This is a genomic window from Prochlorococcus sp. G4PB17 (assembly GCF_059772445.1).
Window position 1 is genome coordinate 760486 of sequence record NZ_CM186288.1, and the last position, 13844, is coordinate 774329.

Consider the following 13844-nt stretch of genomic DNA (forward strand, 5'->3'; position numbering starts at 1 on the left):
AATTTAGAATCTGAATTCAGTTAGAAGAACTGCACCATTAACATCTTTGTCAGCTCCTGAAACATCAGTGCTACCAAAGATTGCTGGAGTCACACTCACACCATCATTAACTTTGAAAGTGTAATATGCTTCCCAAACTGAATTATCTTCTGATGGATCAGTTCCACCACCTTTGATTTCAGTAGCAGCCAATTCAGAACCAATAGCTACACCTGCACTGTTGCCATCGATGAATAAATCTTTCCATGAAAGACCAATCATCCAACCTTCAGTCTCTTCAGCCTCACCTGCTTTAGCTTCGTCAAAAGAAGCAGTATCGTAACCAACCTGAATAGAAGGAACAGCACCAGTTGAATCTGGCTTCCAGTAAGCCCTTACGCCATAAGCAGTCATTTCACCAGAGGCAGAGCTGGCTAATGAAGAATGGTAATAACCATCGTATCCATTAGATCCTGAATTACCATCTTTGTATGCTGCAGCAAGAGAAACTTGCCATGTTGGAGAACCATACTCGATTTTGGTCAACAAGAAATCTCTTGAGTCATCACCAAAACCTTTAGATGATGAAGCACCATCTTTAGCTGTGTAGTTGATACTTAGAGCAAATCTTGGATCCATAGGATCTTCAACTGACTGAGTCCAAGCAGCGCCAAAACCAGGGCTTGTGCTTGATCCATAAGCTGAACCATTACCACCTAAAGCAAACTGCTTAGTAACTGGCTTATAGATTGATGGAGCACTAGCTAGCATGTAGTAGTTCTCGATCCTAGGGCCAACCCAAACTTGAAGGTTGTCACCAACAGGGAACTGGTACCAAAGCTTATCGACTTTAAGAGTGCCACCATTACCGTTAGCAGCAGACAAATATGTATTTTGTCCTTTGTCTTTGAAATGGTCGCTTACGTTACCTGTCTTGATACGTGTGTAAAGATTGTCTTCACCAGTGAAACTTGTATTCAGATTTAACTGATACATATATTCCATAGTGATCTCGTCTGTATCAGTCTCTGCATCATCATCAACATAACCAGTGATGAAAGCAGCCTTTCCGCTCATCTTTGTAGATGAAGAGAACTGACCAGCCATGATTTCGCCGAGTTGAGCTTCTACGCCATCAACACGAGCTTGCATAACTTCAGATGTTAGATCTGAATCGTTAGATACCGGAGTAACATCGGCATTTGCAGCTAATGGAGCCATTAGGCCCAAAGCAGCAGGAGCTACCAGCAAACGCTGAAAAAGCTTCATTGTGTCCTCACACAAATATTTCCTCCACACAATAGTGTATTCAATTAAACATTCCAGGCCTCTAGCTCAAGCAGGTATCTTTTTATACAAACAAATATATTATTCGGACTTTTTATTATCTAAAAAACAAAAAATATTACTAGGTGTTAATCAATTCTTAGCACAAAGAGGAAAGCCAAGAGCCTCTCTTTCTTCCAACCAAGCCTCAGCAGAATTTCGAGCTAAAGATCTAATTCTTGCAATAATCTTTGTTCTTTCCGTAACAGAAATAACTCCTCTTGCTTCTAATAAATTAAACGTGTGGCTACATTTCAAAACATAGTCAAGACAAGGAGCAGGTAGCTTTTTAGCTATTAACTGCTTAGCCTCTTCTTCGTATATTTCAAAAAGCTTCTTCAAATTGTCTGAATTTGATTCTTCAAAATTATATTTACATTGACCTTTTTCAAAAGGAAGCCAGATATCACCATATTTATTTTTTTTATTCCAGGAAAGATTCCAAATACTTTCAACATTTTGCAAATACATTGCCAATCTCTCTAAACCATAAGTGATCTCAATGGAGACAGGTTTGCAATCAAGACCACCACATTGTTGAAAATAGGTAAATTGAGTAACTTCCATACCATCAAGCCAAACTTCCCAACCCACTCCCCAAGCCCCTAAAGTTGGTGACTCCCAATTGTCTTCAACGAATCTAATATCATGATCTTTAGCTGAAATGCCTAAAGCCTTGAGCGAAGACAAATAAATTTCTTGTATTCCATCTAAAGAAGGCTTAATAAGAACCTGATATTGAAAATAATGCTGAGCTCTATTTGGATTGTCTCCATACCTTCCATCAGTTGGTCTTCTGCAGGGCTCTGGATAAGCAACAGCCCAAGGTTCAGGACCTATTGCTCTCAAGAAAGAGTGAGGACTCATTGTTCCAGCACCTTTTTCTAGATCGTATGGCTGAAGCAGTAAGCAACCTTTTTCACTCCAAAAATTATTTAGGCTTGAAATTATGTCCTGAAAATACATAGAATTAGATTATTCTCGCTTTACGCAAGATTGAATTAAAAAAATGCATCTAATGAATATACACTTATTTGAAAAAGCAGGAAACAAAAACTGTCTTATTCAAACATTTTAAAGTTCAATCAAGTAGGACAAAATTTAAATTACCAGCTATTGAAATTCTTGGTTCTTCAGTTAAATAAAAAGGATACACACAATGTCTTAATTTTGCTGGAAAAAAAAGCATTGTGCCCTCAAAATTACTAGATAATTTATATGAAATATTCTTAATGCCTCCAAGTGAATCATTATACTCAAATTCAAAGTCTCCGGCTTTCTTATTTTTATCATCCATATCATTAAATACCGGAAGTTTTTGCTGTTCCAAACTGTTATATGGAATCTTTAACCATATAGCAAAAGAATATATAGCACCATGGTCATGATAAGGATTAAATTCATTCTTGTATTGATAATTAACCCATAAGCTATTCAAAACAAAACTTGTCCTAATTCCATCGTCTAATGATAATTTCAAAGAATCAGGATCATTACCAAAATTATTATCACGAAAATGTTTAATTAAAGGAAAGCAAACATTTTTAAGAAAAAAGTTATCAATATCTTTTAGCAAATAACTTTTTGATATATTACCAGCTAATTTTTTTTTATTATTGATTATATCCATTCCTGCGATTTTGATTAGCCTCCAAAGATAATCAATAATCTCCTGATCTAGTTTTGTTTCCAAGTAAGGTGTTACATGTGGTTTTCTGGTTATTATATTCATCTATAATTAAGGAAAATTATTGTTATTCATTCTGAATAGACAATTGATCATTATTATAAATAGTGTATAAAAATCTTATTTAACTGTAATATAGACCTGAAGATGACCTCTATTTAAATATACATAAAAAATTAAAGTAATCTTAATTAGGTTGATAGGTTAAGTTCCCTGCAATTGAAATTCTTGGATCATCTATCTCATAAAAAGGATATACACAATGTCTTAACTTTGCTGGAAAAAAAAGCATAGTTCCCTCAAGCTTGGATGACAATCGAAAGCCATATGTACTAATTCCACCTAATGAATCAGTATATTCAAACTGAAATTGGCCAGCTTTTATGTTGCCCTTATCTATTTCACTAAATTGGGTTAACTTACATTGTTCCTCCCAGTCGTAAGGAATCTTCAACCAAATAGCAAAAGAGTATACTCCAGTATGATCATGATAAGGATTAAATTCTGTCTTATATTGAAAGTTAACCCAGAATTCATTTAACACTAATGTAGTATTAGCTCCCAATAATGCATTTTGATGTACAGGATCGCGTTTATTAAAATTGTTTTCACGATATGTTTGAACTAAGGGTGCACAAACAGAATTGTAGAAAACAGAATCTAAATCATCAAGCAAAAGACTCTGTGAAATATTGCCTGCTAATTTATTCTTAAAACTTATGTTATTGTTTTTTGCAATATCAATAATCTTCCAAAGATGATTGATAATATTTTGCTCCAACTTTACAAATAAGAAGCCATGAACGGGAGGAGATATATTTCGGACTTCCATTTTAAATTAGAACGATTGAAAAGAATATATAATAATAAAATAAACCTTCCGCCAAAATTTTGCCTAAATATCTTACATTTATGCAATACAACCATTAATAACAATTGCTATTATTGACCTAACAGGGCAAGAGATTGAATAAAGTAACTACTGATCCAAATCCACCAAAACCGAATAGGCTTAGTCAATACAACCCTTAATGAGCGATCAAGCCTACTGAGCCAATCAAACCGACCAAAATAAGTAAAAATACTTATAAAGTAATATAGATTGAATGCTAGAAAAATTGGCTTTCTGAAAAACAATATTAGCTCGAATCATAAAAATTGATCTATTATTTTACAATAATTACGCGTCATTCTACAAATATTGAATGTAGTTGAATCGATATATTCTATAAAACGTAAGAATACCATATAAACCTTCAATTGTATTTAATATAATAAAAATTTGTCATGTTTTGGGCTGGCATAAAGTTAATAATCAAAATAAAGTTAACTTTATAAATACACCAAACGCTAGTACGCCTGTATCACTTGTTCCGAATCGTCACAAGGCGTATATTTAGCAAGTATTTGCAAACCTTATGGACCTGTCTCCGACCGAGGTAATCGATCTAGCAAGTATCAGCCTTAATAACGAAGTAACCAAGGGGCTGGTGCCTGCTCAGGTCGACTACGTAAAAGAATCAGTAGTTGAGATAAACGAGGAACTAAGCTGCGTGGGACAGTCGCTAAGAGCTGTGGCCGCAAATCTTTCAGACATAAAAAGCAATATTAAACCAGGAAACTGGAGAGCTTTCTTGAAGTCGGGAGCAATAAACTGTTCCGAGAGATTTGCAGTAGATCTCGTTAGCGCCTACACAAACTGGCTAGGAGGATCCGACATTGACGATAACCTTCTTGCATCATTAACGCCTAGGTCTCTAGCATTAATGGGGAGCAAAGGTGTTACCGACAAAGAGCGTCAAAAAGTTTTTCAAGCAGTAGAAAGTGGCGAAAGGATGACAGAAGCCGCGGTAAGAGATCTTGTAAGGGGTACAAAAAAGAAGTCAAAAGCATACTCCTTAAAGAATGAAAACGAGAAAATCAATTCCTTGAAAGAAAAGATTGAAATGTATAAGAAGATAATCAATAATCTGCAGGATGAAAACAAAAAGCTCAGCAAATTACTAGCCAATAGAGAAAACATAGTTACATAATAGGTATAAATAGATTAAACAAATTATTTATTTCTAATTAATTAAAATGAAAAAAACTAATTCAATCCCAGAGACCTTAAAGAAAAAAACCAAGCCTGAAGAGAATAATAAAGATTTCAATCACGGGATAATAAAAGAATTACTAGCAAAATATAAGCCCAAGAAAGAGTATTTACCAATTGAACATTTAAGTAAAAACCAATCTTTATACAAATACTCTAAATAATTATGGGCAAGAATTCAACATCTAGAAATGGTTTTAACCATTTATACAATCGAGAGGTAGAGGGATTAGGTTCTTATGATGTTCACTATATAAATGCATATAAAAAAAGAATAAGAATAAGATCTCGAGAAGTAGATAACAATAAAGAGAGGTCTGCCGCATGATACAGGTCATCAGATGTCATCCAGAATTAATGGCAATAACCAGATCAAGAGATACTACAAATAAAGATGCTGCAAAAAAAGACTTTAACAGCATAAAAGAAGTTAAGGACAAGCATCTACAATTTAAAAGGGTGGAGAATGAAAGAGAAGTTTCATTACCTACTTTAGCTAAAAGATCTAGTATAAAATGGAAGAAAAGCAAAGATATAATAGCAAAAATGATAGATACACTTGACTATAATAACCAAATTCAATCTTCATATGATCTAATATTACTAGATAGACAACAAAAATATGAACATAAAGATGCTGCATAAAAATGAATAATTATAAAATAGAAAATACTATAAAATATTTATCTTTCACGCTAGTTATTTCATATTTTATAATTCATAAAATAATTTTAGTATTTCTCGGTATTTTGCTTTCACTATCTATAATGAGTGACAATTCCAGGTATCTATTTATTAAATCAAAAGAAAACAAACAGGTAAATAAAAAACTAATTAAGATAGATAGATCAATAAGAACAAAAGATAACGTGTGTAAACTAAAAAATAAGATTAAAAAACTCAGTTTAGTGGAACAAGTCGAAGAATTAGGTTTTATACCTTCTATAGAGAATGATGAAGAACGCAATACTGCATAGAATAATAATATTTTAAATAAAATTAGGTAATTAAAAAGTTATTTACAATAGAGTATATGTAAGGTGTACAATTAATTTTTTTAACACATAGAAAATAGTAAGAAGTTTGAGATATAACAAATAAATATAATGAAATATATATCAAAAAGAAAAATGTTTGGAAAAGTATAGTATCTAAATTATTTTTTTAATAATTAAGGAATTTCTATTTATATATACTGTTTTAAATTTTATAAATTTATTATATCGTAATTAAATAACTTGGTACTGTACAAATGATAAATAAACGTTAGTTTAAATTAAATGAATAGATTTAATGAAAGAGGATAAAAAAATTATTGAAGATATATTAGTAAAAGGTCTCTCTCATATCTTAAGAAGGACAATAGAAGTTAATCCAGGAGATCAATTAGCAATTGCACAAGAATATAGAGAATGGATTAATTGTATATCTGCAAGCGATTTTTCAGAACAAGAAATATTAGTAATTGATAAATATACATTTAAAAATAAATTTTGAATTAATTCTATTTATTTAGCCAATCAAGCCTAATCTATTAAAATCATAACCAAATTATATCTAATATTAAAAGTATTATGATTTCTTAGTATTTTTATTATAATCTTGCTCGAAAAATTAATTGACATTTTAGCAATACAAATGTACTATTAATGGGGTCTCTAAGTGAGAATGTCTTTTACCGAATTATTTTGCCCTATCAAAAAATGAATTCACCGCTCATTCTTGATTAGCAAGATTTCCAAAGCAAATTCTTCACATATTGAACTCGATAAATTTCTTTATTATCTAATGAATTCTTCTAGTACATCAAGTTGGGAATCGGCCATGAGCCAAAAGCTTTCAAAAAGACAAGTTGTAGGAAGAGAAGTTCTCATAACAAGCTCAACAAGAGAGTTAGTTGAGTTTTATTGGACAACAAGAAAGCGGTTTTCAGGAGGATATAGTGATGTTTCCATTTAAGGTAGATTAAAAAAGTTTCTTTCAAAGAATCAAGTATTAAAATTAGTGTTATCTGATAATGCAATATATAGGGATACTCTTTGATTTAAAAAATGTTTAAAGGAGAAGAAAACTAAAGTTTTATGTAAAATATTTTAGTTTTTAATACTTATAATTTGAATTATTAATATTAAAACAATTTTCACGAAAACAAAAAAAATCTTAATTAAGATTATTCTTTTTTCGATATTCCTTTATACAAGTTCGGAGTAAGTATTAAAAATACTATCCACCAGATAATAACAAAAAAACTTACGATTGAGGTAAAAATAAAATTATTAAATAACATAAAACTAAAAATTATCACCAATGCCCCAAAACTAATGATTGACCAAGGTTGGCACCAATATGGCTTATTGTCCCAAAAACTGTTTTTAGAATTTGAATCCATTTAATTGATATTAGAAATAATTAAATATAAACAATTTTACTCTATAAGAAAAATTTTTCTTCTTTATTAGATTTCTCTTCTTCTACAATATTTTATTAATTCAAAGTTTTTCTTCTTCTGTAGTTTTTTCTTCTTCCGTAGTTTCTTCTTCTTCCGTAGTTTCTTCTTCTTCCGTAGTTTCTTCTTTTTCCGTAGTTTCTTCTTCTTCCGTAGTTTCTTCTTCTTCCGTAGTTTCTTCTTTTTCCGTAGTTTCTTCTTCTTCCGTAGTTTCTTCTTCTTCCGTAGTTTCTTCTTCTTCCGTAATTTCTTCTTCTTCCGTAATTTCTTCTTCTTCCGTAATTTTTTCATCTTCCGTAGTTTTTTCTTCTTCCTTAGTTTTTTCTTCTTCTGTAATTTTCTCTACTTGAATAGGTTTAATCTCTACAATGTTTTCCAATGAATTAGGCTTGCCTCTGTTTTTTAGAATTTGAGAAATCTCCTCTCCAGAATCTGATTCAGAACCCTTGAGCAAAAATTTCAGAATATACCCAAGAGAAACAAACAAAGCAATTGGGAGGACAAATCCCATCAGGAATTTATAGAGAATTATTCCTATGCCAATAACACCAATAGATATAAGAATGTTTTTGATGTTCATATGTTCTATATAAATAGAACTTAAATCTAAGCCATTTCTTTGCTTTCAACACCAAATGGTCAAAACACGATGTCTATTTAAATAATCTAGATTAAAAAAACCAACAACAAATCACATGCTCATCAAAGAGGAAAAATTAAAAAAGTTTTTCAATTTATCCTATGGAGAGAAAGCTCCTACTAGAGAAGAATGGGAAGTCTTGTACAATAAAACAGTTAAGTTCATAGATCCTACCCAAGAAAAGAATGGAATTGATGCTTATATCAAAGCCCAAGACGGATTAATAAAGAGATGTGATGATATTTATTTAGAATCACATTCAATTGCAATAAATGGGAATATTGCTTTTATTGAATGGACTATGGGATTAAAAATAAAAGGTCTAGAATTTTTATACGACGGTACAACAAGATTAATATTCGATAAAGAAGGGAAGGTTAAAGAGCATAGAGATTATTTTGATTTTTGTTCAGGTACATTTGGAAATCTTCCAGTAATAGGAGGTTTAGTAAAATGGTTATATTCAATGTTTGTTGACTAAAAATTATTTTCATCAAACAATTAAATCAAGATTTAAACAAAAAGTTGATTAAATTTTAAGCTAAATTAAAGGAGATTCTCTTATTATTAAAAAAGGTATATAACTATTATAAATTTTTCATCTTCCAACAAAAAACAAAAACTATCCTAAAACATTAACAACACTTTTCTACATCTACTAAAAGAAGACACTAACTGGTTATTGGATCTATCTTGCTTTTCTTTGGCTAAATTACGTGAATCACATTTTTATTAGCTATAACATTGGGGTATTGGGATAATCTAATGGAAACATTAGTTGAAATAATCAAAGAAACTTATGACCAAAAAGCTTGCCAAGAGATTGCGAATAGTGGATGTTCCAATGGAGCGTGCACTAGACATAACCATCAAGCTGACACTCTTTTACTCTATATGAGTTATTCTGATGAGATTATTCAATACATTTCAGAAAAACTTGGATATTCTTTTCTTTCTAATCTTGCAAGAGATTTTGGATCCCCGATAAAAGGCATTCAAGAACAAGATGAATTCTCATGGCAAGATGTAGTCTCAGCTTGTCCTAACAAGGACGACTATAAACATGCACTGGTATGGAAATTTATAGAGTTAGTGGCTAAAGAAAAAAGTTTAGAACTTAACTAACAAACTTAAAACTTTATTTTCGCCCTCAGTATTTTCAGTTATTCAGTTAATGCTATTAGAGAATTTTTATTATTTAAAAAAAATTCAATTAATGGATTCATCCAATCAGGTTGAAAAAATAAATAAAATATAAAAAAGAAAAATATTGCTCCTATTATTCCATAAAATTGAGTCTCAATCTCCTCCCAAATATCTTCAAACCAAGCATGAATTGATTTATTAGTACTTTCCTTTTTCATAGAAAAAGAGATTAATATTATTGAATAATAAAAGTTCTGCAAATAATATTTAATAAAAAAGATTAAAATCTTAAAGATTATCTATATTTAATTTAGATTAATAAATTGAATATAAAATTATACCCTGAAAAGTCTCGGAGGTGAAAATAAATAACTAAATTGGGGTAGTTATTTATTTGTTAAAATTGAAAAATGAACCTTCAGTTGAAGAAATTATACTAGTCACTATTAATTGCGTCCTCATTAGGATGACCGAAATAAATAGAACAGATAGATCGGTTCTTTATCAAGAATTCAAAGAATGGATTATAAATTCTCAAGAACAAGATCAGAAGCAAGAAGTTTTGTGCTTAAGGTATCTAAAAAATGAAAGGTAAAAAATTTAGTATAACTTATATTTATTGATTGGATTAGCTTATATTTTTCACCAAATCCTCGTTCAAAACAAAAAAGCACTAATATGAATAAAACCTTAAGAAAATGCTCCCCTCACTTTTTTCCTTGGTTTTCTCGACACTCCTATGGGTCCAAGTACCTCAATGGAGCAATAATTGGTCAAAATGCGCTGTAGATGTTCCTGATACAGCTTGCCATTGGTATATTGTTTCACCTGATAATACTTTTGGGAAAGGATTTGATTGGGCGACTGCCTCTTGGTTTGATGCAAATGGGTTGAATGATGTTCCAAAAATTTCCTCAAAAACAGTCGTAGAGAAATTACAGTCTTGAGTAAAACTTGAAATTTATTCTTTTATAATAATAAAAAAGTTACTTTCTTATCTCGCCTAATACTCTTAATGCTTCATTAACATGAGCAGGTCCATTTAAAAGGTCGTTAAATATATGCCTAATTACACCATCTGCATCAACAATATAAGTAACTCGACCATCAAGTAAACCAAGTACTTTAGGAACTCCAAAAGCTCTCCTCAAAGAATTATCTGTATCGCAGAGCAAAGGGAATGGAAGTTTATTTTTATCTGCAAAAGATCGATGGCTTGCTTCATCATCACCACTTACTCCCCAGACTTCGGCTCCAAATAATTTAAAAAGGTCATATTTATCTCTAAAGCCACAATTCTCAGCGGTGCAACCTGGAGTATCATCTTTGGGATAAAAAAATAAAACTAGTGGCCTACCTTTTGCTTGCTTATTTGTCCTTTTAACACCTAGTTGATCAGACAGTGAAAAATCAGGTATTTGATCACCCAACTTTAAAGGCATTGGTTAGTAAAAGAATATCTAAATATTATATAAAAAAAAAAGTCTTTTTGTAGAAAAAATTTTAAAAAGGTTTTAAATTAAATACTAGTATTAATACTAACCAACTATAAATTAAAAATTGTACATTTATTACGGTGAAATAATAAGAATTTATATTTAAGTATAATAGAGTTACTTAAGCAAAAAAAATTGGGTGGATTCGGGCAAAAGAAAAAGGAGACTAAAGCATTCTCTAAAAAGCTCCAAAGGCTTTCAGAAAAAGAACTCAAAGAAAAATCGATTAGAAATCATATAAAAGGCGATCTAGATGAGGCAGAAAAAGGATACTTAACTTTTATAAAAAATGGATATTATGATGCAGATATATTTTCTAATTATGCACTAATATGTGAGAAAAAAAAAGAAGACAAAAAAGCGATTAAATTATATGAAAGATGCATAGAATATTTTCCAAATCATATCTTCTCGAAATTAAATTTATCTTTTTTATTTTATAAGTTGAATGATTTCGAGAAAGCAGAATCAGTGGTTAATGATGCAATTAATTTAAAACCAAGCCTACCAAATGGATATTGTATTAGAGGGTTAATATTTAAAAGTATAAATAAATATGTCGAGTCTCAATTATCTCTTGAGAAAGCAATCGAACTAGATAATAATTACATTGATGCATATATCAATCTTGGACTATTATATAAAGATTCTAATAAATATAATGAAGCAGAGGAATATTATTTGAAAGCATTAGAAATAGATACTAAATCAGCTGTCGCTCATTTGAATCTAGGTGCGTGTTACAGAGAGAAAAATGAGATGAAAAAGGCAATATTACATACAAGCATGGCAATAGATCTAGATAATACACTAAAGAACTGTTATTTAAATCTTGCTTCAATATACAACCAAATAGGTGATTATAAAAAATCACTCTTACTTGCAAAGAAAGAACTTCTTTTAAATAAAGATAATGAGTTAAGTTATCAACTTATAAGTGAATTGATGAAAAAAGGTGAATTACAAAACATATCAGAAAAAGATAATAGGGAATTACTTAAAAAGATATTAGATAGAAAAGATATTTCTCATCGAGAACTATTTGGGAATATAAACAGTCTTATCTCCAAAGAAATATTAGAGAAATTATCTATTTTAGGATCAGAATTGTATGAGAATAATGAATTTAATATTCTTATTAAGGACAAGGAGTTGGTAAAAGCACTTTCACTACTAATATTTTGCTCTCCATTATGGGAAAAGGTTTTAGGGAATATACGTAAGAATATTCTTATAAATTATTCAGATAAAGATAAAATAAGTAGTACTATTCTTGAATTTACTATAGGGCTTGGATCTCAATGCTTCTTAAATGAGTATGTCTATTATATATCCTCAGAAGAAAAGGAGAAGCTAAAAGAACTTACGAAAACAATAAAGAGTAATAAGAATCAAGACTATAAATTAGCAATAATCTCATGCTACAAATCTCTATCATCAATAAATGGCGAAATAATTAATTTAAATGCTTATAGCTCAAATAATCAGGCATTCAATAATCTACTTAATTTACAATTTAAAGAGTTAAATTATGAAAAACAGATTTCAAAAGGAATTAAAAATATAGGAACTATAAAAGATTCTATATCTAAAGAAGTAAAAAATCAGTATGAATTAAATCCATATCCTAGATGGAGATATAATTCATATGCTAGAGAAAATAAATTAAACTTTTTATCAGTTATTAATTCTGAGATTTATCCAAATTCTATTAAATCAAATTCAACTAAATTAAACAATCAAAGAATAAATGTACTTATAGCTGGTTGTGGAACCGGAATTCAAATAATTGAAGCTTCTCGCTACAATAATTGTAAAATAACAGCAATCGATTTAAGCAATTCAAGTATCTCATATGCAAAGAGAAAGGTCGATGAATATGGATTAAAAAATGTAGATTTTTTAGAAATGGATTTGCTTGAATTGAGATCACTAAATAAACGATTTGATTTAATAGAATGTTCAGGTGTTCTTCACCATATGAATGATGCTACTAAAGCATTGTCAAATTTATTTGATGCATTAGAACCAAAAGGTTTTTTAAAGTTAGGCTTGTATAGCAAGTACGCAAGAGAAGAAATATTAAAAGCGAGAGAGCTAATTAAAGAAAAAGATATTAAACCAAATATTGATGGAATAAGAAACTTCCGAAATGATGTTCTTAATGGGGAAATAAAACAGTTAAATACAATAACTAATTGGTCAGATTTCTACTCAACCTCAATGTGTAGAGATCTCTGCTTTCATAGTCACGAAAAATGTTACTCTCTAATTGAAATCAAAAATATGTTAAAAGTATCCGATTTTGAATTTCTAGGTTTTACTCTTTCAAAAGATATAAAAGATAAATATCAGAGAGATAATAAAGATAAAGACTCTTTAAAAGATTTAGAATTATGGGATAAATTTGAAAAACTAAATCCTAATTCTTTTAGAGAAATGTATCAATTCTGGGTCAGAAAATCAATTAAATAGTTGATCTTCTAATCCTGGAATAAACATTTTACATAAGGAGAAAATAAATAATATTGCTAGTACATTTCCTAGCATTGCAATTGCAAAGCGAATTCTTAGGTCCTTAGCAAATGGTAGTAGGTTTTCCCAAAGTTGTAATAATGGTCCGCCTGCCATTGGTTATTAATGTTTAATTACTAATAGCTTACATTGGGACTACCTTATTGGCTACATGAAAACAAAGATTTAAAGTAAAAAAATCCATTAATATCTTCTAATGTAATTTACTTCTCATAACAAACAGAAGTATCAAGCCTATCGAGATTAGGGCTAGAGGGTAAAGAAATAAAAATAATATATCTGTAAAGCTTTCTGATCTATTCACAATAAATAAACCTACTATAAAAATTATGATTGGCAAAAGTATAAGTGATTTTATTAATAGGCCTTCATTCCATTTTTTAATCTCATTTTCTTCATCTAATAAAGTTTCCAATTTATCCTTAAAAAGCTCTTCATTGAAATCAGACTGATCGCTCATAAGTTTTTGATAGTATTAATGCAAGATAGAACTA

22 protein-coding genes are annotated in these 13844 nt (G+C 30.2%); 12 read left to right on the plus strand and 10 right to left on the minus strand.

The annotated features are described in order from the left end of the window. Positions 1-3: 3 nt before the first annotated feature. From AC6EJB_RS04750 to AC6EJB_RS04765, 4 genes are all read right to left on the minus strand, one after another. Positions 4-1248, minus strand: coding sequence for an iron uptake porin (locus AC6EJB_RS04750; RefSeq protein ID WP_498492557.1), 1245 nt, complete (start codon positions 1246-1248; stop codon positions 4-6). Between the two features lie 150 nt (positions 1249-1398). Continuing rightward, positions 1399-2271, minus strand: a complete 873-nt coding sequence (gene glyQ, locus AC6EJB_RS04755; RefSeq protein WP_498492558.1) for a glycine--tRNA ligase subunit alpha — start codon at positions 2269-2271, stop codon at positions 1399-1401. A 115-nt stretch (positions 2272-2386) separates the two neighbouring features. Next, positions 2387-3037 (minus strand): putative 2OG-Fe(II) oxygenase, encoded by a 651-nt coding sequence (locus tag AC6EJB_RS04760; RefSeq protein ID WP_498492559.1) that lies wholly within the window; start codon positions 3035-3037, stop codon positions 2387-2389. A 142-nt stretch (positions 3038-3179) separates the two neighbouring features. After that, positions 3180-3824 carry a putative 2OG-Fe(II) oxygenase gene (locus tag AC6EJB_RS04765; protein ID WP_498492560.1) on the minus strand — a complete coding sequence of 215 codons (645 nt, stop codon included), beginning with the start codon at positions 3822-3824 and terminating at the stop codon, positions 3180-3182. Between the two features lie 586 nt (positions 3825-4410). Between AC6EJB_RS04765 and AC6EJB_RS04770 the strand changes: the two genes are divergently transcribed. The 7 genes from AC6EJB_RS04770 (at position 4411) to AC6EJB_RS04800 (ending at position 7046) form a co-directional block, all read left to right on the plus strand. Beyond that, positions 4411-5025, plus strand: coding sequence for a hypothetical protein (locus AC6EJB_RS04770; protein ID WP_498492561.1), 615 nt, complete (start codon positions 4411-4413; stop codon positions 5023-5025). Positions 5026-5071: 46 nt separating this feature from the next. Beyond that, entirely contained in the window at positions 5072-5251 is a 180-nt protein-coding gene (locus AC6EJB_RS04775) for a hypothetical protein (protein WP_498492562.1), read from the plus strand. A gap of 2 nt (positions 5252-5253) precedes the next feature. Continuing rightward, on the plus strand, positions 5254-5415 hold the full coding sequence (locus AC6EJB_RS04780) for a hypothetical protein (protein WP_498492563.1): 162 nt from the start codon (positions 5254-5256) through the stop codon (positions 5413-5415). Next, complete coding sequence (locus tag AC6EJB_RS04785) at positions 5412-5732, plus strand: hypothetical protein (protein ID WP_498492564.1); 321 nt, start codon at positions 5412-5414, stop codon at positions 5730-5732. Before AC6EJB_RS04780 ends, AC6EJB_RS04785 begins: the two co-directional genes overlap by 4 nt. A gap of 122 nt (positions 5733-5854) precedes the next feature. Further along, complete coding sequence (locus AC6EJB_RS04790; RefSeq protein ID WP_498492565.1) at positions 5855-6064, plus strand: hypothetical protein; 210 nt, start codon at positions 5855-5857, stop codon at positions 6062-6064. Positions 6065-6380: 316 nt separating this feature from the next. Next, entirely contained in the window at positions 6381-6584 is a 204-nt protein-coding gene (locus AC6EJB_RS04795) for a hypothetical protein (RefSeq protein WP_498492566.1), read from the plus strand. Positions 6585-6875: 291 nt separating this feature from the next. Next, on the plus strand, positions 6876-7046 hold the full coding sequence (locus tag AC6EJB_RS04800; RefSeq protein WP_498492567.1) for a hypothetical protein: 171 nt from the start codon (positions 6876-6878) through the stop codon (positions 7044-7046). A 211-nt stretch (positions 7047-7257) separates the two neighbouring features. Here the strand turns inward: AC6EJB_RS04800 and AC6EJB_RS04805 are convergent, their stop codons facing one another. Both AC6EJB_RS04805 and AC6EJB_RS04810 read right to left on the minus strand, forming a co-directional pair. Beyond that, positions 7258-7476 carry a DUF6737 family protein gene (locus AC6EJB_RS04805; protein ID WP_498492568.1) on the minus strand — a complete coding sequence of 73 codons (219 nt, stop codon included), beginning with the start codon at positions 7474-7476 and terminating at the stop codon, positions 7258-7260. 100 nt (positions 7477-7576) lie between these two features. Next, positions 7577-8113: a hypothetical protein gene (locus tag AC6EJB_RS04810; protein WP_498492569.1), complete on the minus strand. Its 537-nt coding sequence runs from the start codon at positions 8111-8113 to the stop codon at positions 7577-7579. A gap of 115 nt (positions 8114-8228) precedes the next feature. Here AC6EJB_RS04810 and AC6EJB_RS04815 point away from each other — a divergent pair, with 115 nt between their 5' ends. Then, positions 8229-8654: a nuclear transport factor 2 family protein gene (locus tag AC6EJB_RS04815; RefSeq protein WP_498492571.1), complete on the plus strand. Its 426-nt coding sequence runs from the start codon at positions 8229-8231 to the stop codon at positions 8652-8654. A 284-nt stretch (positions 8655-8938) separates the two neighbouring features. Then, a complete protein-coding gene (locus AC6EJB_RS04820; RefSeq protein ID WP_498492573.1) occupies positions 8939-9298 on the plus strand; it encodes a hypothetical protein in 360 nt (119 codons plus the stop codon). Positions 9299-9336: 38 nt separating this feature from the next. On the opposite strand, the gene AC6EJB_RS04825 is transcribed toward AC6EJB_RS04820, so the two are convergent. Next, positions 9337-9537 carry a hypothetical protein gene (locus tag AC6EJB_RS04825; protein ID WP_498492575.1) on the minus strand — a complete coding sequence of 67 codons (201 nt, stop codon included), beginning with the start codon at positions 9535-9537 and terminating at the stop codon, positions 9337-9339. A gap of 248 nt (positions 9538-9785) precedes the next feature. On the opposite strand from AC6EJB_RS04825, the gene AC6EJB_RS04830 reads away from it, so the two are divergent. Beyond that, a complete protein-coding gene (locus tag AC6EJB_RS04830; RefSeq protein ID WP_498492577.1) occupies positions 9786-9914 on the plus strand; it encodes a hypothetical protein in 129 nt (42 codons plus the stop codon). A 103-nt stretch (positions 9915-10017) separates the two neighbouring features. Beyond that, a complete protein-coding gene (locus AC6EJB_RS04835; protein WP_498492579.1) occupies positions 10018-10266 on the plus strand; it encodes a DUF8643 family protein in 249 nt (82 codons plus the stop codon). A 39-nt stretch (positions 10267-10305) separates the two neighbouring features. On the opposite strand, the gene AC6EJB_RS04840 is transcribed toward AC6EJB_RS04835, so the two are convergent. Continuing rightward, positions 10306-10761: a peroxiredoxin gene (locus AC6EJB_RS04840; protein WP_498492581.1), complete on the minus strand. Its 456-nt coding sequence runs from the start codon at positions 10759-10761 to the stop codon at positions 10306-10308. Positions 10762-10950: 189 nt separating this feature from the next. Between AC6EJB_RS04840 and AC6EJB_RS04845 the strand changes: the two genes are divergently transcribed. After that, positions 10951-13290 carry a tetratricopeptide repeat protein gene (locus AC6EJB_RS04845; protein WP_498492583.1) on the plus strand — a complete coding sequence of 780 codons (2340 nt, stop codon included), beginning with the start codon at positions 10951-10953 and terminating at the stop codon, positions 13288-13290. Here the strand turns inward: AC6EJB_RS04845 and AC6EJB_RS04850 are convergent. Both AC6EJB_RS04850 and AC6EJB_RS04855 read right to left on the minus strand, forming a co-directional pair. Next, positions 13279-13446, minus strand: a complete 168-nt coding sequence (locus AC6EJB_RS04850; protein WP_498492585.1) for a hypothetical protein — start codon at positions 13444-13446, stop codon at positions 13279-13281. The two genes, AC6EJB_RS04845 and AC6EJB_RS04850, sit on opposite strands and share 12 nt — an antisense overlap. A gap of 97 nt (positions 13447-13543) precedes the next feature. Next, on the minus strand, positions 13544-13810 hold the full coding sequence (locus AC6EJB_RS04855; RefSeq protein ID WP_498492587.1) for a hypothetical protein: 267 nt from the start codon (positions 13808-13810) through the stop codon (positions 13544-13546). Between the last annotated feature and the right edge of the window lie 34 nt (positions 13811-13844).